This window comes from Achromobacter colocynthidis (assembly GCF_057334535.1).
Genome location: NZ_JBHFIZ010000023.1, coordinates 41,845 through 65,467 on the forward strand (window position 1 = coordinate 41,845; position 23,623 = coordinate 65,467).

At 64.2% G+C, this 23,623-nt stretch carries 22 protein-coding genes; 13 read left to right on the top strand and 9 right to left on the bottom strand.

Annotation, left to right across the window (positions count from 1 at the left end):
- Positions 1-42: 42 nt before the first annotated feature.
- Entirely contained in the window at positions 43-495 is a 453-nt protein-coding gene (locus ACE04A_RS08130; protein ID WP_448718551.1) for a GNAT family N-acetyltransferase, read from the bottom strand.
- A 181-nt stretch (positions 496-676) separates the two neighbouring features.
- Here ACE04A_RS08130 and ACE04A_RS08135 point away from each other — a divergent pair, with 181 nt between their 5' ends.
- The 9 genes from ACE04A_RS08135 (at position 677) to ACE04A_RS08175 (ending at position 11,923) form a co-directional block, all read left to right on the top strand.
- Positions 677-1,552 (top strand): MurR/RpiR family transcriptional regulator, encoded by an 876-nt coding sequence (locus ACE04A_RS08135; RefSeq protein ID WP_259251853.1) that lies wholly within the window; start codon positions 677-679, stop codon positions 1,550-1,552.
- The gene (locus ACE04A_RS08140; RefSeq protein ID WP_100857284.1) at positions 1,549-2,529 is read left to right on the top strand and encodes an isoaspartyl peptidase/L-asparaginase family protein; all 981 of its coding nucleotides are present in this window, start codon (positions 1,549-1,551) and stop codon (positions 2,527-2,529) included. The genes ACE04A_RS08135 and ACE04A_RS08140 overlap by 4 nt, the downstream gene beginning before the upstream one ends.
- Positions 2,530-2,568: 39 nt before the next feature.
- Positions 2,569-4,455, top strand: coding sequence for a dipeptide ABC transporter ATP-binding protein (locus tag ACE04A_RS08145; protein WP_259251852.1), 1,887 nt, complete (start codon positions 2,569-2,571; stop codon positions 4,453-4,455).
- A 66-nt stretch (positions 4,456-4,521) separates the two neighbouring features.
- Positions 4,522-6,075, top strand: coding sequence for a glutathione ABC transporter substrate-binding protein GsiB (gene gsiB, locus ACE04A_RS08150; RefSeq protein WP_259251851.1), 1,554 nt, complete (start codon positions 4,522-4,524; stop codon positions 6,073-6,075).
- A gap of 89 nt (positions 6,076-6,164) precedes the next feature.
- Entirely contained in the window at positions 6,165-7,085 is a 921-nt protein-coding gene (gene gsiC / locus ACE04A_RS08155; protein WP_100857281.1) for a glutathione ABC transporter permease GsiC, read from the top strand.
- A gap of 7 nt (positions 7,086-7,092) precedes the next feature.
- Positions 7,093-7,992 carry a glutathione ABC transporter permease GsiD gene (gene gsiD, locus ACE04A_RS08160; protein ID WP_050447674.1) on the top strand — a complete coding sequence of 300 codons (900 nt, stop codon included), beginning with the start codon at positions 7,093-7,095 and terminating at the stop codon, positions 7,990-7,992.
- A gap of 159 nt (positions 7,993-8,151) precedes the next feature.
- Positions 8,152-9,246 carry a DmpA family aminopeptidase gene (locus ACE04A_RS08165; protein WP_485820030.1) on the top strand — a complete coding sequence of 365 codons (1,095 nt, stop codon included), beginning with the start codon at positions 8,152-8,154 and terminating at the stop codon, positions 9,244-9,246.
- Positions 9,247-9,266: 20 nt separating this feature from the next.
- A complete protein-coding gene (locus ACE04A_RS08170; RefSeq protein WP_279995949.1) occupies positions 9,267-10,112 on the top strand; it encodes a M55 family metallopeptidase in 846 nt (281 codons plus the stop codon).
- Positions 10,113-10,126: 14 nt separating this feature from the next.
- Entirely contained in the window at positions 10,127-11,923 is a 1,797-nt protein-coding gene (locus ACE04A_RS08175) for an aminopeptidase P family protein (RefSeq protein ID WP_438858889.1), read from the top strand.
- Between the two features lie 195 nt (positions 11,924-12,118).
- Here ACE04A_RS08175 and ACE04A_RS08180 read toward each other — a convergent pair whose 3' ends face one another.
- Positions 12,119-13,108: a hypothetical protein gene (locus tag ACE04A_RS08180; RefSeq protein ID WP_448718549.1), complete on the bottom strand. Its 990-nt coding sequence runs from the start codon at positions 13,106-13,108 to the stop codon at positions 12,119-12,121.
- A 218-nt stretch (positions 13,109-13,326) separates the two neighbouring features.
- On the opposite strand from ACE04A_RS08180, the gene pyrG reads away from it, so the two are divergent.
- The 4 genes from pyrG (at position 13,327) to ftsB (ending at position 17,255) form a co-directional block, all read left to right on the top strand.
- Positions 13,327-14,979 carry a CTP synthase gene (pyrG, locus tag ACE04A_RS08185; protein ID WP_259251845.1) on the top strand — a complete coding sequence of 551 codons (1,653 nt, stop codon included), beginning with the start codon at positions 13,327-13,329 and terminating at the stop codon, positions 14,977-14,979.
- A 200-nt stretch (positions 14,980-15,179) separates the two neighbouring features.
- Entirely contained in the window at positions 15,180-15,464 is a 285-nt protein-coding gene (locus tag ACE04A_RS08190) for a DUF1330 domain-containing protein (RefSeq protein WP_046802646.1), read from the top strand.
- Between the two features lie 4 nt (positions 15,465-15,468).
- Positions 15,469-16,755, top strand: coding sequence for a phosphopyruvate hydratase (gene eno, locus ACE04A_RS08195; protein ID WP_050447681.1), 1,287 nt, complete (start codon positions 15,469-15,471; stop codon positions 16,753-16,755).
- 74 nt (positions 16,756-16,829) lie between these two features.
- On the top strand, positions 16,830-17,255 hold the full coding sequence (gene ftsB, locus ACE04A_RS08200) for a cell division protein FtsB (protein WP_448718548.1): 426 nt from the start codon (positions 16,830-16,832) through the stop codon (positions 17,253-17,255).
- Between the two features lie 7 nt (positions 17,256-17,262).
- Here the strand turns inward: ftsB and ACE04A_RS08205 are convergent, their stop codons facing one another.
- The 7 genes from ACE04A_RS08205 to ACE04A_RS08235 form a co-directional block, all read right to left on the bottom strand.
- On the bottom strand, positions 17,263-17,994 hold the full coding sequence (locus tag ACE04A_RS08205) for a TadE/TadG family type IV pilus assembly protein (protein ID WP_485820031.1): 732 nt from the start codon (positions 17,992-17,994) through the stop codon (positions 17,263-17,265).
- Positions 17,995-18,084: 90 nt separating this feature from the next.
- Positions 18,085-19,014, bottom strand: coding sequence for an Hsp33 family molecular chaperone HslO (gene hslO / locus ACE04A_RS08210; RefSeq protein ID WP_100857271.1), 930 nt, complete (start codon positions 19,012-19,014; stop codon positions 18,085-18,087).
- A 73-nt stretch (positions 19,015-19,087) separates the two neighbouring features.
- Positions 19,088-19,609, bottom strand: coding sequence for a gamma carbonic anhydrase family protein (locus ACE04A_RS08215; RefSeq protein ID WP_448718545.1), 522 nt, complete (start codon positions 19,607-19,609; stop codon positions 19,088-19,090).
- A gap of 3 nt (positions 19,610-19,612) precedes the next feature.
- Positions 19,613-21,460: an acetate--CoA ligase gene (locus ACE04A_RS08220; protein WP_448718544.1), complete on the bottom strand. Its 1,848-nt coding sequence runs from the start codon at positions 21,458-21,460 to the stop codon at positions 19,613-19,615.
- A gap of 129 nt (positions 21,461-21,589) precedes the next feature.
- Positions 21,590-22,462, bottom strand: coding sequence for a UDP-2,3-diacylglucosamine diphosphatase (locus ACE04A_RS08225; RefSeq protein ID WP_448718543.1), 873 nt, complete (start codon positions 22,460-22,462; stop codon positions 21,590-21,592).
- Between the two features lie 97 nt (positions 22,463-22,559).
- A complete protein-coding gene (locus tag ACE04A_RS08230; protein ID WP_259251838.1) occupies positions 22,560-23,075 on the bottom strand; it encodes an RDD family protein in 516 nt (171 codons plus the stop codon).
- A gap of 116 nt (positions 23,076-23,191) precedes the next feature.
- Positions 23,192-23,380 (bottom strand): hypothetical protein, encoded by a 189-nt coding sequence (locus ACE04A_RS08235; protein ID WP_035212795.1) that lies wholly within the window; start codon positions 23,378-23,380, stop codon positions 23,192-23,194.
- Between the last annotated feature and the right edge of the window lie 243 nt (positions 23,381-23,623).

Consider the following 23,623-nt stretch of genomic DNA (forward strand, 5'->3'; position numbering starts at 1 on the left):
GCAAGGGGCGTTTTTTTTCATGCGTGCGTGTGCGCTCCTGGTCTACCCCAGCCGCATCCCCACGTGCGGAATCCCGTCCTCGATATATTCCTCGGTCACTTCCACAAACCCGTGCCCGCCGTAGTAAGCCCGCAGCCGGGCCTGCGCCCCCAGATACATCGCACGACCCGGCCAACGCCGGCGCACCTCCGCCATCGCATGGCGGATCAACTCATGTCCCAGCCCCTGGCCGCGCGTCCAGGGCGCGCTGATGACCCGGCCGATCTCGATATCGCCGTTCTTGTTCAGCGACGGATCCAGAATGCGGCAATACGCAGCCAACTGATCTCCCTGCCAAGCCATCAAGTGCGAGGTCTGCCCGACCAGATCCTTCCCGTCGAGGTCCTGAAAAATGCAGTTCTGCTCAACGACAAACACTTCCGTGCGTAGCTGGAGAATCGCGTAGATCTCGGCAACGGTCAGTTCCTGGTGGGGCTTGCAGATCCAATCGGGCATTGCGGCATTCCAAGGGAAGAAAAAGAGGCGCCGATAGCGTACCTCAAACCGGCCCCGTTTCTTTTCGTCCACCGTTACATAAATTCACGGGTATACCCTGAGTATGAAAAGGAATTTTCTTATTTAAAATTTGTGTGTAAACAGATTTACACAAACACCCGCTAAGACGCACCCCAAAAAGATGAACAAGGCCGTACTGTCGATCGCTGATCGGATCGCCCGGGCTCAGCCCGCGCTGAGCCGGACTCAGCACAAGATGGCCGAGTACGTGCTGGCACATCAGTTCCGCGTGGCCACCATGACCATCGACGAATTCGCCGTGGCGGTCGGGGTGTCGGTGGCAACGGCGAACCGCTTTGCGCGCGCCCTGGACTTGCCGGGCTACCCGCAGTTTCGCGCCGAGCTGGCGCGCGGCTTCGAAGCCGCGCTGGAACCCGTGGAAAAGCTGCGCACCGAATTGGCGCATTCCGCCAGCGCCGTGCAGATCTTTGCCGCCACGCTTGAAGAAGACATCCGCAACGCCCAGCGCAATTTGCAGGCGCTGGACTCGGGCGCCTGTGAACAGGCGGTGCAATCCATCCTGGCGGCCGACCGCGTCTTCATCATCGGCTTCGGCGCCAGCGGTTTCCTGGCCGGCCTGCTGCAGCGCGGACTGTGCATGCACCTGCGTTCCGTTGAATCGCTGGCCGGGCCGGGCGGCGTGTCGCACGCGGCGCGGCAGATGTCGCGCATGACCGCCAAGGACCTGGTCATTGCCATTGGTTTCCCCCGCTATCTGGCCGACACCGTGACGCTGGCCGCCGCCGCCAAGCAGGCCGGCGTGCCGGTGCTGGTGCTGACCGACAAGCCCACCTCGCCCCTGGCGCCCACGGCCTCTGTCGTGCTGTATGCGTACTCGGCGCGCCAGTTGATCCCCAATTCCGAAACCGCCGCGCTGGGCTTGATCGAAGCCCTGTCCGCCGCGGTGGCCTATCGGGCCGAGAATTCCGTTGCGGCAGCCGCTGGGGTGACCCAGTCCGTGATGCCGTGGCTTATCCATGGAGTAGGTAAACGATGATTCAACCCGTGATTGCCATTCACGGTGGCGCCGGCGCGATGTCCCGCGCGGCCATGTCGCCCGAGAAAGAACAGGAATACCTGGCCGCCCTGGAGTCCATCCTGACGGCCGGCCAGGCCGTGCTGGCCCGTGGCGGCAGCGCCCTGGACGCCGTGACCGAAGCCGTGCGCCTGCTGGAAGACTGCCCCTTGTTCAACGCCGGCCACGGCGCCGTGTTCACCAGCGCGGCCACGCACGAATTGGACGCGTCCATCATGGACGGCGCCACGCTGCGTTCGGGCGCCATCGCCAACGTGAACTGCGTGCGCAACCCGGTGTTCCTGGCGCGCCGTGTCATGGAAAACAGCAAGCACGTGTTCTTCGTGGGCGAGGGCGCTGAAGCCTTCGCCAAGGCGGAAGGCCTGGAAATCGTTGACCCGTCGTACTTCTCGACCGAGGCTCGCCGCGAACAATTGCTGCGTGTGCAGCGCGAAACGCCGGACGCCGCCGTGCTGGACCACGATGGTCAAGCCATGGTTGCGCGCGGCCAGCCCGCGCCGGCCGACCCGCTGGACGCCGACAAGAAGTTCGGCACGGTGGGCGCGGTGGCCGTGGATGCAGAGGGCAATCTGGCCGCTGCCACGTCAACCGGCGGCATCACCAACAAGCAGGTCGGCCGCGTCGGCGATGCGCCCATGATCGGTGCGGGCACTTACGCCAGCAACAAGACTTGCGCCGTATCCACCACGGGTACCGGCGAGATGTTCATCCGCATGGTTGCCGCGTATGACGTTGCGGCCCAGATGGAGTATTGCGGGGCGTCGCTGCAAGAAGCCGCGGACCGCGTCGTAATGGAAAAACTGCCCACCATCGGCGGCAAGGGCGGCCTGGTGGCCGTTGACGCCCAGGGCAATGTGGCCTTGCCGTTCAACACGGAAGGCATGTATCGGGGTTACGCCCGCGTTGGCGAAAAGCCGGTCACTGCTATCTACCGATAAGCGTGGCGGGTTCTGTTTTGATTTTGGGGATTAATAAAGATGGTTGATCGCGCAAACAGCCTGGCGCTGCCGGAAAACCGCGTGGTCCAGGTCGACGACCTGACGGTGCGCTTCGTGGGTTCGGAGCGCACGGTCGAAGCCGTGCGCAACTTGTCGTTCCATGTGGACCGGGGTGAAACCCTGGCCATCGTGGGCGAATCGGGTTCGGGCAAGTCGGTAACGTCCCTGGCTCTCATGCGTCTGGTGGAACATGGCGGTGGCCGCATCGCCCAGGGCCGCATGGCGCTGCGTCGGCGTAACGGCTCCGTGGTCGATCTGGCCGGATCGAGCCAGCGCGTCATGCGCAATGTGCGCGGCGCCGACATGGCCATGATCTTCCAGGAGCCGATGACGTCCTTGAACCCGGTGTTCACCGCCGGCGACCAGATTGCCGAATCGATCCGCCAGCACCAGGGCAAGGACGCCGCCGCCGCGCGCGCCGAAGCACTGCGCATGCTGGAGCAGGTGCGCATCCCGGAAGCCAAATCGGTGCTGGACCGCTACCCGCATCAACTGTCGGGCGGCATGCGCCAGCGCGTGATGATCGCCATGGCGCTGGCCTGCAAGCCCGCGCTGCTGATTGCCGACGAACCCACCACCGCGCTGGACGTCACTATTCAGGCGCAGATCCTGCAACTGATCCGTCAGTTGCAGGAAGAAATGCACATGGGTGTGGTGTTCATCACCCACGACATGGGCGTGGTGGCCGAAGTGGCCGACCGTGTGCTGGTGATGTATCGCGGCGACAAGGTCGAGGAAGGCCCGTCGGAACAGGTGTTCGCCGAGCCGCGCCACAGCTACACCAAGGCGCTGCTGTCCGCCGTGCCGAAGCTGGGCGCGATGGAAGGCACCGACTTGCCCGCGCGTTTCCCCTTGCTGCAAGTGGAAGGCCAGGTCCAGCCCGTGGCGGAACCCGGCATCACCAGCACGCAGGAAGTGCCGGCCGCAAAGCGCGAGCCGATTCTTTCCGTGCGCAACCTGGTGACCCGCTTCGACTTGCGCGGCGGCATCCTGAGCCGCGTGCAACGCCGCGTGCATGCGGTGGAGAAGGTCAGCTTCGATCTGTACCCCGGCGAAACGCTGTCGCTGGTGGGGGAATCGGGCTGCGGAAAATCCACTACCGGCCGCTCGCTGCTGCGCCTGGTGGAAAGCCAGGGCGGCGAGATCAAGTTCGGCGGCCGCGACATCGTCAGCCTGAAGAACAACGAATTGCAATCCCTGCGCCGCGACATCCAGTTCGTGTTCCAGGACCCGTTTGCCTCGCTGGACCCGCGTGTGACCGTCGGCTTCTCCATCATGGAGCCGCTGCTGGTGCACGGCGTGGCCAAGGGCAAGGAAGCCGAGCGCCGCGTGGCTGAGCTGCTTGAGCGCGTGGGCATGCCGCCTGAAATGGCGCAGCGCTACCCGCACGAATTTTCGGGCGGCCAGCGTCAGCGCATCTGCATCGCGCGCGCGCTGGCCCTGAACCCCAAGGTGGTGATCGCGGACGAATCCGTGTCGGCGCTGGACGTCTCCATCCAGGCGCAGATCGTGAACCTGCTGATCGACCTGCAGCGCGACATGGGCATTTCGTTCCTGTTTATCTCGCACGACATGGCCGTGGTGGAACGCGTCAGCCACCGCGTGGCGGTGATGTACCTGGGCCAGATCGTTGAAATCGGCCCGCGCCGCGCCATTTTCGAGAACCCGCAGCACCCGTACACCAAGAAGCTGATGTCGGCCGTGCCGATCGCCGATCCGGCGCGCCGTCACCTCAAGCGCACCTTGTTGTCCGATGAAATTCCCAGCCCGATCCGCAAGCTCGGCGACGAGCCCGTGGTGCAGCCGCTGGTGCAGGTTGGAACCGATCACTTCGTTGCCCGCCATGCGGTCGGCGGCGCGTATTGATTCCGTTGTCGTACTCGTTTTTCTTCCACCAAACCCCCTAATTCCAATTTGGAACCAGGAGTTGCAATGATGAAAGTTTTGCGCCCCACCAAGCTGATGGCCGCCGCCGCGGTGGCCTTCGGCGTGCTCACTTCGCCGTTGGCGCATGCGTCCAAGGACGTGACGTTTGCCGTCTCCATCGCACTGGAAACGCTTGATCCGTACAACACCAACAGCACCCTGAACCAGGCGGCCGGCAAGGCCTACTACGAAGGCCTGTTCGAGTTCGACAAAGACCTGAAGATCCAGAAGGTGCTGGCCACCGACTACAGCGTCAGCGAAGACGGCCTGGTCTACACGTTCAAGCTGCGTCCCGGCGTGAAGTTCCACGACGGCACCGACTTCAACGCCGAAGCGGTCAAGATCAACTTCGATCGTCCGGCCAACCCGGACAACCGCCTGTCGCGCTACATCCAGTTCAGCGTCATCGACAAGACCGAAGTGGTTGACCCGATGACCATCAAGATCACGTTGAAGAAGCCGTTCTCGGCCTTCATCAACGCGCTGGCCCACCCGGCCGCCATGATGATCTCGCCGGCTGCCCTGGCCAAGTACGGCAAGGAAATCGGTTTCCACCCGGTGGGCACCGGCCCGTTCGAATTCGTCGAATGGAAGCCGGCTGAATACCTGAAGGTCAAGAAGTTCGACGGCTACTGGAAGAAGGGCTACCCCAAGGTCGACACGCTGACCTTCCGTACCGTGACCGACAACAACACCCGCGCCGCCGTGGTGCAGACGGGCGAAGCGCAGTTCGCTTTCCCGGTGCCGTTCGAACAAGCCGCCGTGCTGAAGAAGAACGACAAGCTGGATGTGGTCGATCACCAGAACTCGATCATGGCCCGCTACCTGTCGATGAACACGCAGCAAAAGCCGTTCGACAACGTGAAGGTGCGCGAAGCCATCAACTACGCCATCAACAAGGAAGCCCTGGCCAAGGTCGCTTTCTCGGGCTATGCCACCGTCGTTGACGGCGTTGTGCCCAAGGGCGTGGACTTTGCCCACAAGACCGGCCCGTGGCCGTATGACCTGAAGAAGGCCAAGGCCCTGCTGGCCGAAGCCGGCTACCCCAACGGCTTCGAAAGCACGCTGTGGTCCGCCTATAACGACGGCACCTCGGTGAAGGTGGTTCAGTTCCTGCAGCAGCAACTGGCGCAAGTCGGCATCAAGGTGCAGGTTGAAGTGCTGGAATCGGGTCAGCGCGTGCAGCGTGTGCAGCAAGTGCAAAAGCCGGAAGACGCCAAGGTTCGCATGTACTACGCCGGCTGGTCGTCCTCGACCGGTGAAGCCGACTGGGGCCTGCGTCCGTTGCTGACCACCGCCGCTTTCCCGCCGGTGCTGAACAACGTGTCGTACTACTCGAACAAGACGGTTGACGCCGGCGTTCAAGAAGCCCTGGCCACGACCGATCGCGCGAAGAAGACGGAAATCTACAAGAACGTTCAGGAAACCATCTGGAAGGACGCCCCGTGGGCCTTCCTGGTGACCCAGAACAACCTGTATGTGAAGTCGAAGAACCTGTCGGGCGTGTACGTGGAACCGGACACCTCGTTCTGGTTCGGCGACATCGACCTGAAGCAGTAAACCTAGCAGTCACTCTCGGGGCCTTCGGGCCCTTGTAAGGCCACATTCGGCGGGGGCGCGGTGTCCCCGCCGATGTTGCAGGAATTTCAATGCTGACCTACATCGTCAAACGTCTTCTGGGCATGATCCCCACGCTGCTGCTGGTAGCCGTGGTCGTGTTCCTGTTTGTGCACATGCTTCCGGGCGACCCGGCGCGGCTGGCCGCGGGCCAGGAGGCCGACCAGCAAACCGTTGAGCTGGTGCGCAAGGAACTTGGGCTGGATCTGCCTCTGCCGCAGCAGTTCGTGCGCTACTTCAGCAACATGCTGCAAGGCGACCTGGGTACCTCGCTGCGTACCAAGCGCCCCGTCTCGACCGAAATTTCCGACCGCTTCATGCCCACGCTGTGGCTGACGCTCGCCAGCATGGCGTGGTCAGTGACCTTCGGCATGATCATCGGCATTGTCTCGGCGGTATGGCGCAATCGCTGGCCCGACCGTCTTGGCATGACACTGGCGGTGTCAGGCATTTCTTTCCCCGCGTTCGCGCTGGGCATGATGCTGATGCAGGTGTTTTCCGTGAATCTGGGTTGGCTGCCGACCGTGGGCGCCTCGACCTGGCAACACTACATCTTGCCGTCCATCACGCTGGGCGCCGCGGTAGCCGCCGTCATGGCGCGCTTTACCCGGGCTTCGTTCGTGGAAGTCATCCAGGAAGACTTCGTGCGCACCGCCCGTGCCAAGGGCCTGACCGAGCGCCGCGTCATCATCAAGCATGCGCTGCGCAACGCGCTGATTCCGGTCGTCACCATGATGGGCCTGCAATTCGGCTTCTTGCTGGGCGGCTCGATCGTGGTGGAAACCGTCTTCAACTGGCCCGGCCTTGGCCGCCTGCTGGTTGACGCCGTGACCCAACGCGACTATCCGGTGATTCAGGGCCTGGTGCTGCTGTTCTCGCTGGAATTCATTTTGATCAACCTGATTGTCGACGTGCTCTATGGCGTCATCAATCCCAGCATCCGTTACAAGTGAGGCGGCCATGAGCAATACGACACCCGCCACGACCATTGCCGCCGTTCCGAAGAACGACGTGCGCACGCCCGCCACCGAGTTCTGGCGCAAATTCAAGAAGCAGAAGCTGGGCGTGGGCGCCGGCATCTTCGTGCTGTTGCTGGTGGTGGTTGCGGCCTTCGCGCCGTGGATCGTGCCCTTCGATGCCGAGAACTTCTTCGACTACGACGCGCTGAACGCCGGCCCGTCGCTGACCCACTGGCTGGGCGTGGATTCGCTGGGCCGCGACATCTTCAGCCGCATCGTCATGGGCGCGCGGATCTCGCTGGCCGCGGGCTTCCTGTCGGTGGCCATGGGCGCCATCGTGGGCACCTTCATGGGCTTGATGGCCGGCTACTACGAAGGCTGGTGGGAACGCATCACGATGCGCATCTCGGACGTGCTGCTGGCATTCCCGGGCATGCTGCTGGCCATCGGCGTGGTGGCCGTGCTGGGTTCCAGCATGATCAACGTGATCGTGGCCGTGGCCGTGTTCAGCGTGCCGGCGTTTGCCCGCCTGGTGCGCGGCAACACGCTGTCGATCAAGCAGATGACCTATGTCGAAGCGGTCAAGAGCGTGGGCGCATCCGACTGGACGATCATCATGCGCCACATCCTGCCCGGCACGATCTCGCCGATCGTGGTGTACGGCACGATGCGTATCGGCACGTCGATCATCACCGCCGCCAGCCTGTCGTTCCTGGGCATGGGCGCATCGCCTCCCACGCCGGAGTGGGGCGCCATGCTGAACGAAGCGCGCGCCGACATGGTGATCGCCCCGCACGTGGCCATCTTCCCCGCGCTGGCGATCTTCCTGACGGTGCTGGCCTTCAACCTGCTGGGCGACGGCTTGCGCGACGCGCTCGATCCGAAGATCGATCGCAAGTGATAAGCGCTAGTAGCTAGTAAATAGGAAAGGCCCCGCTGCCGGGCGGCCCCAAGGCGGGGCAGCTAGCCCCGAAGGGGCGCGGCGTGGGGGCTCTACATCTCGCCGTCGCTCCTGAACGAAGGGCGGCGGCGTTTTGCATTTAGGACCTTGGCGAACACCATGGACAAACAAGCGCTGGACCTTCCCCGCATCGGCGTGCTGCCGTCGGGACCGTTGGATTCGATTTGCGACGTCGGTGACGTCACCGTCGGGCACTGCACGTTGGCAGACGGTGCGCAACAGACCGGCGTCACCGTCGTGCGTCCACATGGCGGCGACCCTTATCTGGACAAAGTGCCCGCCGCCGCGACGGTGCTGAACGGCTTCGGCAAAAGTACCGGCCTGATCCAGGTGCAAGAGCTGGGTGTACTGGAAACGCCCATCGCGCTGACCAACACCTTTGGCGTGGGCACCGTCGCCAATGCGCAGATCCGGCAAGCCATCGCGGCCAACCCCGAGATCGGGCGCGGCATGGCCACCGTGAACCCGCTGGTCTTCGAGTGCAATGACGGTTACTTGAACGACATCCAGGCGCTGGCCGTGCAGGAAGCGCATTACGCCGACGCCTATGCCAGCGCCGCCAAATCGTTTGCGCAAGGGGCAGTAGGCGCGGGGCGCGGCATGTCGTGCTTTTCGTTCAAGGGCGGCATCGGTTCAGCATCCCGCGTGGCGTCCATCCAGCCCGGCTTGCGTTACACCGTCGGCGCGCTGGTGCTGGCCAACTTCGGCCGGCTGCCCAATCTGACCGTGGCGGGCCGCCCGTTCGGCCGTCGGCTGGCGGATCAGTTGGACCGTGGGCTGGCGCAGCAAGGCGAGAATGCGGCGATCGTGCCAGAGAAGGGTTCGATCATCCTGTTGCTGGCCACTGATGCGCCGCTGGATGCGCGCCAACTGCGCCGCTTGTCGCTGCGCGCGGGCGCGGGCCTGGCGCGTACGGGCTCAGTGTTCGGCCATGGCAGCGGCGACATCGCGCTGGCTTTTTCCACCGCCTACACCGTGCCGCAACTAGCCGAGCAGCCCATGCCGGCCGTGGCGATGCTGCATGAAACCCGTATCGACCCGCTGTTCGAAGCGGCGGCCGAGGCCTGCGAGCAAGCCATCATTGCCGCGCTGTGGCATGCCGATGCCGTCACCGGGCGCGACGGCCATCACCGCGCGGCCATCCGCGAGGCCGCGCCGCAATGGCGCCAATGGCTGTCCGACACCGCATTCTGAATTTCTTGAAGGCTGATTCCATGAAGATCCTGATTTCCACCGATATCGAAGGCGTCGCCGGCGTCTTCCACCCCGAACAGGTCCGCGCCGGCAATGGCGAGTACGAGCGCGCCCGCGCCTGGATGACCGCCGAGGCCAACGCGGCCGTGCAAGGCGCATTCGCGGGCGGCGCCGACGAGATTCTGGTCAATGACTCGCATGGCGGCTTTCGCAACCTGCTGCCCGACGGCCTGGACGAACGCGCCCGCCTGGTGCTGGGCAAGCCGCGCTACCTGGGCATGATGGGCGGGCTGGAAGAGGGCTGCGACGCCGTCTTCATGATCGGCTACCACTCGCGCTCGCAAGGCCGAGGCATCCTGGCGCACACCATCAACAGCTTTGCGTTCGCGCGTGTGTTCATCAACGGCATGGAGCTGGGTGAGGCGGGCCTGTACGGCGCGCTGGCCGGCGAAATGGGCGTGCCGGTGATTTTGGCGACGGGCGACGACGTGTTCATCTCGGAAACGCGCGACACCTTCCCCGGCGCCGAATGGGTGCAGACCAAAGTGGCCCATGGTCAGGGCAGCGGGGTGACCTTGTCGCCGACGGCATCACGCCGCGCCATCGCCGCCGCCGCCGAAACCGCCGTGCGCAAGCTGAAGGAAGGCGCCCCCGCTTCCGGCGAGGTGAAATCCGTTCCTTTCCGTATTGCCGCCCCTATAGAATGCCGGTTGCAGACGCAGAGCGCGGCATTGGCCGACCTGTTCTGCATGTGGCCCACGCTGGAACGCGTGGACGGCGTCACCTTGCGATTCACCGTGGATAGCATGCAGTCGGCCGTCCGCACGCTGAACAGTCTGGCCGCCATGTCTTTCATGTTGCGCTAAGGATTCCATCCCCCATGTCTAGCACCGACGCCCGTATCGCCCAATTGCGGCAGGCCATGAGCCGCCGCGGCCTGTCCGCCTATATCGTTCCGTCTTCGGACCCGCACCTGTCCGAGTACCTGCCGGCGCGCTGGCAGGGGCGGCGCTGGCTGTCGGGCTTCACGGGGTCGGTCGGCACGCTGGTCGTCACGGCTGACTTCGCGGGCTTGTGGGTGGACAGCCGCTATTGGGTGCAGGCCGAGGCGCAACTGGCCGGTACCGGTGTGCAGTTGATGAAGATCGCGCTGGCGTCCACGCCGGGCCATGTCGACTGGCTGGCCGCCAATACCCGCGCGGGCGACGTCATCGGCGTCGATGGTCAGGTGCTGGGCCTGGGGGCGTTCCGCGCCTTGTCGGCCGCTGCCGCCACGTCCGGCGCCACGCTGGAAATCCGCGCGGACCTGCTGGACGACATCTGGACCGACCGCGCCGGCCTGCCCGACGCGAAGATCTATGAACACGTCGCGCCCGAGGCCTGCGTGGCCCGCGCCGACAAGCTGGCGCAAGTGCGAGACGCCATGCGCGCGCACGGTGCCGACGTGCATTTCATTTGCACGGTGGACGACATTGCGTGGCTGCTGAACCTGCGCGGCGCGGACGTGGATTACAACCCGGTGTTCGTTGGCCATGCGCTGATCGGCCTGGACCACGCCACGCTGTTCGTGGCGGACGGCAAGATCGACGACGCACTGCGCGCCACGCTGGCCGCCGATGGCGTCGAAGTGGCCGCGTATGCGCAGGCCGCGGACGCCCTGGCTTCGCTGGAGATCGACCAAAAGCTGCTGATTGATCCCGCGCGCGTGACCTGCGGTGTGTTTCACGCCATGGACCCGGCGGTGCCGCGCATTGAAGCGATCAACCCGTCCACCTTGCTGAAGTCGCGCAAGACCGATGCCGAACTGGCCCATGTGCGGCAGGCAATGGCGCAGGACGGCGCGGCGCTCTGTGAATTCTTCTCGTGGTTTGAAGGCGCGCAGGGCAAGGAAACGATTACCGAACTGACGATAGATGAGCAGATCACCGCCGCCCGCGCACGCCGCCCGGCCTACGTCTGCCCCAGCTTCGCCACCATCGCCGGTTTCAATGCCAATGGCGCCATGCCGCATTACCGCGCCACGCCGGAATCGCACGCCACTATCGAAGGCGATGGCCTGCTGCTGATTGATTCGGGCGGCCAGTACCTGGGCGGCACGACCGACATCACGCGCGTGGTTGCGGTGGGCACGCCCAGCGCCGACCAGAAAGTGGATTTCACGCTGGTGCTCAAGGGCATGATCGCGCTGTCGCGCGCGTCCTTCCCGCGCGGCACGCCGTCGCCCATGCTGGATGCGATTGCGCGTGCCCCCATCTGGGAAGGCGGTGCGGAATACGGCCATGGCACCGGCCACGGCGTGGGCTACTTCCTGAACGTGCACGAAGGCCCGCAGGTGATTTCCTACCGCGCCATGCCGGGCCCGCACACCGCGATGGAGCCGGGCATGATCACGTCAAACGAACCGGGCATCTACCGCCCGGGCCGCTGGGGCGTGCGCATCGAAAACCTGGTCGCCAACCGCAGTTGGCTGACGTCCGAGCTGGGCGAATTCCTGTGCTTTGAAACCTTGACGCTCTGCCCGATCGACACGCGCTGCATTGAAGTATCGCTGCTGCGCACCGACGAAATCGCCTGGCTGAACGACTATCACAAGACGGTCTTCGACCGCCTGTCACCTTTGGTGGAAGGCGAAGCCCTGGCCTGGCTGGAACGCAGCACGGCGCTGTTAAACGTATAGCCACGACCCACGTAGGATGGGTGAAGCGCGGCAGGAACGCCAGAAACAAACAGGCGTGAACCGCGCGCAACCCATCAAGCAACGGGTCGCGCGTCAACGGCCTATTGCAAGAACATCGCACCGCCCGATGGGTTACGCGCGGCATGCGGCAATTCAGTGGTCCCCAGCCGCGCGCGCTTCACCCATCCTACGAGCCTACGTGGCGTGGGCGCGGCGATACAGCGCCAGCTTGCCGAGGATGCATCCCAATGCCAGCAGCGCGGCATAGATCGCCAGGGCCGCCACGGCGGCGCCAATGGATTCAGCCGCGCGTATCAGTTGGCTCCAGCTCATCGACTTGATGGCCAGGTAGGCGATGCCGATGCCTGCCGCCTGCGCCAGCCAGAACACAATCGTGCCGTGGACCACAGCCCGCCCCGGCCCCACTGCGCCCAGTTGGCGCGGCAGGATGTTCAGGCAAACCAGCGTGCACAGCACCAGCAGCAGCGCGGGCAGGACCAGGTATCCCAACACGAAAGACGGCCAGTCGGCATTCAGAAACATCATTTGCAGGTAGCCGCCCAAGGCGATCGATACGGTCAATTGCCAGGCCAGCACAGTAAAGCCGGTGGTCCAGGCCGCGTGACGCCGATCGTAGGCGGGCGCGCCCGCAGGCCCCGTGCGTTGCACTGTCCAGGCGGCGATGCGCACCGCCAGGAACATGCCAAGGATTTCCAACACGATGGCCACGATGCGGAAGAGCACGCCCATGGCCAGGAACTGCCCGGCCAGGTCGATGCCGAACCGCTCGGTCAGCATGTCGCGTTGCGCCATGATGAACTGCATGCCGACGTTGTGCAGGTAGGCGGTGGCGGCCGAGACCATCAAGGTGTAGATCAACTGCAACGCGATGAAGGTGCCGAACAGCTTGCGCGGTTCGTCCACCGCGGTGGTGTCGTGGCGGCGCAGCCAGCCGTGCATCGTGCCCCACACCGTCAGCCCGACCATGACGGCGGACGCCACGATGTTGGTCAGCAGGGGCATCAGATACTGCGGCTGGCTATACATTTCGCGCATCTGCTCGGACTGGGGCAGGCCCAGCATCGTGGTGCCTTGCAGCAGCGCGGCGTAGACCAGGCGCACGATGACGGCGACAAGCGCCAGGCGCCAGGCAAGCGAGGTGGGGGATCGGGCGGAAGGGATCATCGGCGAGGGGCGAGTGTTGAGAAAAAACAGCAGCTGAAAATTAGGGATCGAACATATCACGGCGCTGTCAGCCCACGTGCAAGCGCCGCGCCGCGGGGCCTATTTGAGTGCTGCCAAATGTTACTCGTCATCGCTAGGGGAAAACCCAAATAACTTCCGCCTCCCGGCTATAATCCAAATTTCCCGCACGCGCCCGCTCGTCCCGGGTGCTCATTACGATGACCAAATACGTATTTGTCACCGGCGGAGTGGTGTCTTCCCTGGGCAAGGGCATCGCCGCTGCGTCGCTCGCCGCCATCCTCGAGTCGCGTGGTTTGCAGGTCACCATGCTGAAGCTCGACCCGTACATCAACGTCGATCCGGGCACGATGAGCCCCTTCCAGCACGGTGAAGTGTTCGTCACCGAAGACGGCGCCGAAACCGATCTGGACCTGGGCCACTACGAGCGCTTCATTTCCGCTCGCATGCACAAGGTGAACAACTTCACCACCGGCCAGATCTACGAATCGGTGCTGCGCAAGGAACGGCGTGGCGACTACCTGGGCAAGACTGTCCAGGTCATTCCGCACATCACCAACGAAATCCAGGACTTCATCGCTCGTGGCGCTGAAGCGGGCTGGAACGGCAACACGGACGTCGCCATCGTCGAAATCGGCGGCACCGTGGGCGACATCGAGTCCCTGCCTTTCCTGGAAGCCGCGCGTCAGATGAGCCTGCGCATGGGCCGCAACAACGCGGCCTTCGTGCATCTGACCCTGGTGCCGTTCATCGCCTCCGCCGGCGAACTGAAAACCAAGCCCACGCAGCATTCGGTCCAGAAGCTGCGCGAAATCGGTATCTATCCGAACGCGCTCTTGTGCCGCGCCGACCGTCCCATTCCGGACGACGAGCGCGCCAAGATCTCGATGTTCTCGAACGTGCCGCTGGACGCCGTCATTTCCGTGTGGGATGCCGACTCCATCTACAAGATTCCCGCCATGCTGCACAAGCAAGGCGTGGACAACATCGTCTGCGAAGCGCTGGGCCTGACCCCGCCGCCGGCCGATCTGTCCATGTGGGACAACCTGGTCGAAGCGCTGGAGCACCCGCAGCACCAGTTGACGATCGGCATGGTCGGCAAGTACGTCGACCTGACCGAATCGTACAAGTCGCTGACGGAAGCCCTGGTCCACGCCGGCATCCACACGCGCTCGAAGATCAACATCGAGTACATCGATTCGGAAGACATCGAAACCCGCGGTACCGACCAACTGAAGCATCTGGACGCCATTCTGGTGCCGGGCGGCTTCGGCAAGCGCGGCACCGAGGGCAAGATCGCCGCCATTCGCTTTGCCCGTGAAAACGGCGTGCCCTACCTGGGCATCTGCCTGGGCATGCAGTTGGCCGTCATCGAGTTCGCGCGCCATGTCGCCGGCCTGGGCGGCGCCAACAGCACGGAATTCGATCCGTCGGCGCCCCACCCGGTGGTGGCATTGATCACCGAATGGATGGACCGCGAAGGCAAGGTCGAAAAGCGCGACAACTCGTCCGACCTGGGCGGCACCATGCGCAAGGGCGCGCAGCGCGTGCCGATCAAGCCGGGCACCCGCGCGCAGACCATCTATGGCGATGAAGTGAACGAGCGTCACCGTCACCGCTACGAGGTCAACAACGTCTACGTGCCGCGCCTGGAAGAGGCCGGCATGGTGATCAGCGCCCGCACGCCGACCGAGAACTTGCCTGAAATGATGGAATTGCCTGATCACCCGTGGTTTGTGGGTGTGCAATTCCACCCGGAGTTCACGTCCACGCCGCGTGATGGCCACCCGTTGTTCTCCAGCTATATCCGCGCCGCCATCGAGCAGAAGTCTCGTCGCGGTCAGGGGGCGTAATGCGGGTTCGCGGTCTCGAGTTCCGTAAGCGGATCCTCGGGGCCGCGGCCCTGTCCCCCAGCGCCGCACTATGCGGCGGCGCTGCTTTCGGATACAACCAATTAGCATCGGATATGCGTCGCCAGACCGCCTTGGGCGACACTGGCGGCTTTGCCGTATCCGGCGTCCCCCTTTCAACGCCACTGCTCTGAAGGAACCCCATGAGTGCTTACATCATCGCCGAAGTCACGGTGACCAAGCCCGCGCAATACGAGGATTACAAGCGTCTGTCCACGCTCGCCATGCGCGCGTACGATGCCAAGGTCCTGGTGCGAGGCGGCGAGACCAAGCACCTTGAGGGCCGTAAGCCTGGCCGCACCGTCGTGATGGAATTTCCGTCCATGACCGCCGCCCAGGCCTTCTACGACTCCTGGCAGTACCGCCGTGCCCGCAACGCCCGTGAGGGCGCGGCTGTCATGAATATGTTTATCGTTCAGGGAATGTAAAGTCATGAGTGCAATCGTCGATATCATCGGCCGCGAGATTCTGGATTCGCGCGGCAACCCCACCGTGGAATGCGATGTGCTGCTGGAGTCTGGCGCCATGGGCCGTGCGGCCGTGCCGTCCGGCGCCTCCACCGGCGCCCGCGAAGCCATCGAACTGCGTGACGGCGACAAGGGCCGTTATCTGGGCAAGGGCGTGCTGCGCGCCGTTGAAAATCTGAACACCGAGATCTCCGAAGCGCTGATGGGCCTGGACGCCCAGGAACAGACCTTCGTTGATCGCACCTTGATCGAACTGGACGGCACGGAATCCAAGGAACGCCTGGGCGCCAACGCCATCCTGGCCGCCAGCATGGCCGTGGCCCGTGCCGCCGCCGACGAGTCCGGCCTGTCGCTGTATCGCTACTTCGGCGGCAGCGGCCCCATGAGCATGCCCGTGCCGATGATGAACGTCATCAACGGCGGCGCGCACGCCAACAACACGCTCGATCTGCAAGAACTGATGATCCTGCCGGTGGGCGCGGGCAGCTTCCGCGAAGCCCTGCGCTGGGGTGCTGAAGTCTTCCACATGCTGAAGAAGTTGATCCACGGCCAGGGCATGTCCACGGCTGTGGGCGACGAGGGCGGTTTCGCCCCCAACGTGCCCAGCCATGAAGCCGCCATCCAACTGATCCTGAAGGCCATCACCGAAGCCGGCTACGAGCCGGGCACGCAGATCGCCCTGGGCCTGGATTGCGCCAGCTCGGAGTTCTACCGCGACGGCAAGTACACGCTGGCCGGCGAAGGCGGCATCTCGCTGTCCTCGCAGGAATTCACCAACCTGCTGGCCACCTGGTGCGACAAGTACCCGATCATCTCCATCGAAGACGGCATGGCCGAAAACGATTGGGACGGCTGGAAGCTCTTGACGGACCAGTTGGGCAAGAAGGTGCAATTGGTGGGCGACGACCTGTTCGTTACCAACACCAAGATCCTGCGTGAAGGCATCCAGAAGGGCGTCGCCAACTCGATCCTGATCAAGATCAACCAGATCGGCACGCTGACCGAAACCTTCGCCGCCATCGAAATGGCCAAGCGCGCCGGCTACACCGCCGTTGTGTCGCACCGCTCGGGCGAAACCGAAGATTCCACCATTGCCGACATCGCCGTGGCAACCAACGCCATGCAGATCAAGACGGGTTCGCTGTCCCGTTCGGATCGTATGGCCAAGTACAACCAGCTCTTGCGCATTGAAGAAGAGCTGGCTGAAGTGGCCTCGTATCCTGGCCTGGAAGCTTTCTACAACCTGCGTTGATGGGAAGCGGGGGGGGGGGGGCCTGGCGCCGCCACCGCATCCACGCCACGACTGCTCTCTGAGGGTTCTCGCGTATGCGCCTGTTGTTCCTGGTGCTGTTCGTGCTGGTCGGCTTGATCCAATATCCGCTGTGGCTGGGTAAGGGAGGCTGGTTCAAGGTCTGGGATCTGCAACGCCAAGTGGCCGAGCAGCGCGAGACCAATGAAGGCCTGCGCGCGCGCAATTCGGCGCTGGAAGCTGAAGTGCGCGATCTTGAAGGGGGCACCGGGGCCATCGAAGAGCGTGCGCGCGGTGAACTGGGCATGATGCGCGAAGGCGAAGTGTTCGTTCACGTACTGCCGCAGAATGTGCAGCCGCCCGCCGTTGGCGCCTCGGTGGCAACCGGCGGAGCCGCCAAGCCTGCGACGCCCGCGCGCGGCAGCGCGGCGGCGGCCAAGCCAGCTGCCAACTCGCGAGCCAACTCACCTGCCAACGCGGCAGGCACTCCCCCACGACACTGACGCCATGTCAGTGGCAGCGGGCGTTGCGGCATGCGCCCGCCACGACCTCCGCAGGGTATCGCCCGCTTCCCGTCCAATCCACGGGGTGCGAGTGCATTTCTATTTCCAATTCAATCTGAATCGGCAGCAAGCCATGCTGGAGGGCCACGCCCGCATAGCTGGCATCGTTGCGGCCCAGCGTTGCCAAGACGGCGCGCACGGGCGCAATCCAGGGCTTGTGCAGATAGGTCAGGCGCAGCGCCAGGGTGTTGGCGTCAAAGATGGGGGGGCCACCGGGGCGTGGGGGCCTGCGCGCGTGTTGCAGATCCTGGTAATCATTGTCGATAGCGCGCCGGCCCAGCGCCGCGGGCACATTCAGCCCGGCACGGCCATGCTCGCGAAAGGCGCGGGCATCGGGCCGCAGCACTTCAATGCGCCATGGTGTCAGGCCGGTGGACGCCGTGTGCTCGGCATGCACGCGCGTAAGTTGCCCCCAGGCGCCCGCTTCGCCCTGGGCGCTGGCATGCAGGGGCAGCAAGCCCTGAAGAAAGGCGTCGCGAATTCGGATGGGTTCGCCGTGGGCGGTCGCGCCCGCGCGCGCCGCCTCCATCAGCGCCACGTGCGCCATGTGGCGCACGGCCTGCCAGCGCGCGGCTTCCACGCCCAGCAGGCCCAGCAGTAACACCATGGCGCCAGCCACGGCGAATTCGATGGCGGCGGCGCCCCGCTGACGCGGCGCGACAAAGAAAAAGGCGGTCATGGCTGCGCAGTGTGGCGCGGGCATGACCGCCTGTCGATACGGACAATCCGGTGTGATGGAAACGTCCCGCATGGGCGGGACGCGGCACTATCAGTGGACGGTGGGAGGGGCGTCGTCGGCCGGAGGTTGGTTGGGCGAGAACAGCGTGGCGCAGTCGACGGCGTCGAACTTGTACGGCTTGCCGCAGAAGTCGCAGGACACATCCACCTGGCCGCGCTCGGCCAGAACGCTGTTGACTTCCTCTTCGCCCAGCGAACGCAGCATGCTGGCCACGCGCTCGCGCGTGCAAGGGCAATGCCAACGCACGGCCACCGGGTCGAATGCCAGCAGGGTGTCTTCCCAGAACAGGCGATGGATCAACGTGTCGATGTCGGCTTCCAGCACTTCGTCGCGCTTGAGCGTGCTGGCCAATGCCACGACGCGATCCCAGGTGTCGGCCGCCGCTTGCTCGGTCAACAGCGGTGCATCGGTACCGCCGTGGAAAGGCAGGCGCTGAACGAGCATGCCCGCGGCATGGTCGGCGTCGGCGGCCAGCCACAAGCGCGTGTCAAGCTGTTCGGAAGCCTTCATGTAGTGCTGCAGCGCCTGCGCCACCGTCTCGCCTTCCAGCGGGACGATGCCCTGGTAGGTCTGCTGGCCGGGCAGCTTGCGCTGCGGGTCCAGCACCACGATGAAGCGGCCGTTGCCGCCCGGGTTAAGCAGGCTTTGCATGGTGCCGTCGGCAGGCACTTCGTGGCCTTCGCGCACCTTGACGGTGGCGCGCAGGCTCAAGTCGGAACGGCATTCCACCACCAGCAAGGCGATGGGGCCGTCGCCCTGGATCTGTAGCACCAGCGAGCCATCGAATTTGATGTTGGCGGCAAGCAGGGTGGACGCGGCGACCAGTTCGCCCAGCAGGTGGGTAATGGCGGGCGGATAGTCATGGTTGGCCTGGACGGCCTTCCAGGTCGCGTCCAGGCGCACGGCCTGGATGCGGACGCTGCGGTCTTCGGTAAGGTATTTTTTCAGCTGATCGGTCATGGGGGGAATCTTAGCCGATCAGGCGGCCCAATTCCCGTGTCGCCAGCAGGGCTTCGGGCCGCGCCCGGGGGGCTCAGGCCAAGCGTTTGAGCGCCGTCTTGTAGTGTTGGCCGCGCGCCACGTAATGGGCCGTGTTCTTGTGCAAATTGTCGATTTCTTCTTCCGACAGTTCGCGCACCACTTTGCCGATTCCGATCACCAGTGAGTTGTCTGGAATGATTCGGCCTTCGGGGATGATCGCGCCCGCGCCGATCAGGCAATTCCGGCCGATCACGGCGTTGTTCAGCACGATGGCCTGCATGCCCACCAGCGCGCCTTCGTGGATGGTGCAGCCATGCAGCATGGCTTGATGGCCCACGGTGACGTTCGGGCCGATCGTCATGGGACAGCCGCTGTCCACGTGCAGGACGCTGGATTCCTGGATATTGGTGCCATGGCGGATCAGGATGGCGTCGTTGTCGCCCCGGATCGATACGTGCGACCAGATGCTGACGCCGGCTTCCAACGTGACGTTGCCGATGATGTCGGCGCTGTCGGCGACATAGGCGGCAGGGTCAATGTGGGGAATCAGGTCGTCAAGCTGGTAAATGGGCATTGCCTAGGTCTCCGGTAGCTTTTCTGGATCCGGCGGGGAAGATGGGGCCGATTGCGCCGAGGGGGCCGGCTGGGCGGGTGCCACGTCCGTGGCCCCGGGTTGCTCTGCGGCCGTAGCCAGGGAGGGTGCAGTTGGGGCAGCCGCAGCCGGGGCGGCAGGCGCAACCGAGGCAGGCGCAGCTGCGGCAGGCGCGGGCATGGCACGCGCGCGTTCTTCCTCGCGCAGGCGCAGGATGCGGCGTTGGATTTTACCGGTGGTGGTCATCGGCAATTCGTCGACGAACTCGATCTCCTTCGGATATTCGTAGGGCGCCAGGCGCTCACGCACATGTTCCTGCAGGTTTTCGATGACGTCGGCGCGGTCGCGCTGGGCGAACTCGGGCGTCAGCACGACATAGGCCTTGACCAGCGCACCGCGCTCGGCATCCGGCTTGGGCACCACGGCAGCGTTGGCCACGGCTGGATGGCCGATCAGGCAGCTTTCGATTTCTCCTGGGCCGATGCGATAACCGGCCGACTTGAACACGTCGTCGGCGCGGCCGGCATACCAAAGGTAGCCGTCCGCATCGACGGTGGCCAGGTCGCCCGTCAGGCACCAGTCGCCCTTGAATTTGGCCTGGGTGGCGGCTTCATTGCGCCAGTAGCCCAGGAACATCACCGGGTCCGGATAGCCATGGATATCCAGCCGGTTGACTGCGATTTCGCCGGTTTCGCCCGGCGCCACCGCTTGCCCGGCATCGTTCAGCACCGCCACCAGGTGGCCAGGATACGGGCGGCCCATGCTGCCCGCGCGGGCGGGCCAGCGCTTCTGGCTATTGCCCACCACGTAGTTCATTTCGGTCTGGCCGAACATCTCGTTGGGCGTCACGCCCAATGCCGACTGGCACCAGCCAAAAACAGTCTCGCCCACGCTTTCGCCCGCGCTCATGATGGAGCGCAGCGCCAGCTTGTAGTGGTTGCGGGGTTCCGGCACCGCCTTCATCATCATCTTCAGGGCGGTGGGAAAGAGGAAGGTGTTGGTGACCTGGTAGCGCTCCATGAGCTCGAACGCGCGCTCGGGCGAAAAGCGGCCGCGAGTGCCCACGATGGGATGGCCGAAATACAGGGTCGGCAACAGCGCGTCCATCATGCCGCCGGTCCAGGCCCAGTCGGCGGGCGACCAGAACACGTCAGCGGGCTTGGGAAACCAGTCTTGCGAGGCCACGAAGCCCGGCAGGTTGCCGATCAGCACGCTATGCGGCAGCAGGGCGCCCTTGGGCGCGCCGGTGGTGCCGGAGGTGTAGAGCAGGATGGCGGGGTCCGACGAGCGGGTCGCAATAGCCTTGAATTCGTTGGGCTGGCGGGCCAGCAGGCTGCGCCAGGGCAGCACGCGCTCATCCGCGAATCCGATTCCGATGATCTGCTGCAGGTGGGGGCAGTTGTCGCTTACCGCCAGAAGGTTGGCGCTGGAGGCGTGGTCCACGATGGCGACTCGCGTTTCGGAGTCGCGCAGGCGGCTTTCCAGCGCCTCGGGGCCGAACAATGCCGACAAGGGCAGCACAACGCCGCCCACCGTGTAGATGGCCATGTGGGCCACAACCGTTTCCGGCCGTTGCCCCAGCACCACACCGACGCGGTCGCCCCGGCCCACGCCCATCTTCACCAGGCCGTTGGCCAGTTGATTGACGGCTTCGGCCAGGCGGGCATAGGTCCAGACCTCGCGGTTGCCGGATTCGTCTTCGTAGTAGATGGCGATGCGCCGCGCATCCGGACTACTGGATGCCCAGCGGTGGCAGCACGCTTCCGCGATGTTGAACTGGGTGGGAACCAGCCAGCGGAATGATTGGTAGAGCGCCTGATATTGGTCGTTCATGGCCCTATGTTGTAAGCATGTTGCAGCTGCGTGAACGGACCGGCTCGCCCGTTGGCTCAGATGCAAGCATGACCTAGAGGGCCGTGAACTGCAATATCCCCGTTGCGTAATGGGGACGCATTCGGGTTATCACGGGTGTTTGCCTTGGCGGCGCAGGGCAGACGGCAGGGCAGGAAGCGACAGCGAACGCGGGGGGCGGGCAGCGGGGTCGATCTGCCGTTCGGCCTGGATGGCGGCCCAGTCCAGCAGTTGCAATTGGCCCTCGTGGGTTTCCGCCAGGGCCGACAGGCTTTCCACCCAGTCACCATCATTGCAATACAGAATGCCGTTGACATCGCGCAGTTCGGCCTTGTGGATGTGGCCGCACACGACACCGTCCAGCCCGCGCCGGCGCGCCTCACCCGCCAGTGCCTCTTCAAAATCCGTGATGAAAGACACCGCGTTCTTGACCTTGTGCTTCAGATACTGCGACAGCGACCAGTAGTGCAGGCCCAACCGGTGGCGCAGCCGATTGAAATGGTGGTTGATCCACAAGGCCAGTTGGTAGAGACCGTCGCCCAGATGCGCCAGCCAGCGGCTGTGCTGGATCACGCCGTCGAACTGGTCGCCGTGCAGCACCAGCAGGCGCAATCCCTTGGCCGTGACGTGTACGTCTTCGTCCAGGATTTCAATGTCGCCAAATGCGTAGCCCGCGAATTCACGCGCGAACTCGTCATGGTTGCCGGGAATGAACACCACCCGCGTGCCGTTGCGGGCCTTGCGCAAGATGCGCTGGATGACGTCGTTATGCGCGCGTGGCCAATGCCAGTGTTTGCGCAGTTGCCAGCCGTCCACAATGTCGCCCACCAGATACAGGGTGTCCGAATCGTTGTGGTCCAGGAAATCGAGCAGGAATTCCGCCTTGCACCCGGCAGTGCCCAGGTGTATGTCGGAAATCCAGAGGGCACGCCAGTGTGCGGGGCGGATCTCGTTCACGGTCGCTTCCATGTGGGCTGTCGTCATGCCTAGGAATGAGACCAGCCGGCCATGACGGCCGTGTGAAGCATTCGTGACGCTGTTGTGACGGTCGGTCGACGCCGCCGTCGCGCTGCGGCGTCTATTACGCCTTCTGGCGTCCAGGCGCGTTGCGCAACCGGGTACCGAGCAGCCGGTCATGCAGGAACTGGCCGTCAGGGTCGAACCAGGACCAGATGAAGATCGTGAAGGGGGCGGCAACGATGAACATGTCCACCGACGGCCAGCCGGTCAGGCTGGCGGCACCCCACACCACGGCCGCGCCGGCCAGCACCAGCGGCCAGACCAAGACGTAGCGCAGGATCAGGCGGGGCATTTTCGGGGTGTTGCCGTCGCGGTCCACCAGTCTGATGTTCCAGGTTTTCATGGGCAGCGTCTGCCCACGGCGGCGCCAGCACAGCACGAAGTAGGCGCCAATGGCGACGAACAACCACGCTTGCCGGGCCGGACGCAGCTCCAGCGCGTTCTTGCTTTGGGTCAGCGTGTCCAGCAGGTAGCCGGCCAGGAACACGACGCCGAACAGCAGCACGGCTTCATACATCATGCAGGCGAATCGGCGCAGCCGATTGGGAGTCTGGTCGAGGTAGGCGTCGGTTGTCATGGGTCGCCATTATCCGACAAAAAAAAACCCGCCGGTAAGGGCGGGTCTATAAAAGGGGCTATGCAGCCCCCAAGGGGAAAATCATTCGGGCCGCAGACTCAGGCCCAGGTGAAGCTTCAGGCGGCGGAGTGCGCGTTCTTGGCGCTCGTCTTGCCAGCCAGGGCCTTCACGCCGTGGGCCAGCTTACGCAGGCCGGCGGCCAATGCCCGCATCGGGTGCGGACGGAACTGTTCTTCAATTGCCTGGAGCATCAGTTGGCGCTCGAGTTCGTCGGTCAGGCGGATGGTGTTGTTCGGGTTGATCACAATAGCCTCCACGGGCTTGCTCAGTTGTTTAGCTACTAGGGATAACCCGAATTATAGGGGTTAACCCTGGACCTGTGCAAGTGGCAGATGCAAGCTGGTGCAATGTGGCAACACCTTGGTGCTGATAATGCCCCAAATCCGAGCGTCGGGGCACCATAAGCAAAGATACGGGCGCCATGTTGCGGCGCTTTTACAACGTGGTGGCAAGCCCGAAAGAATGGGGAAGCCCCGGCGAGAAACGCC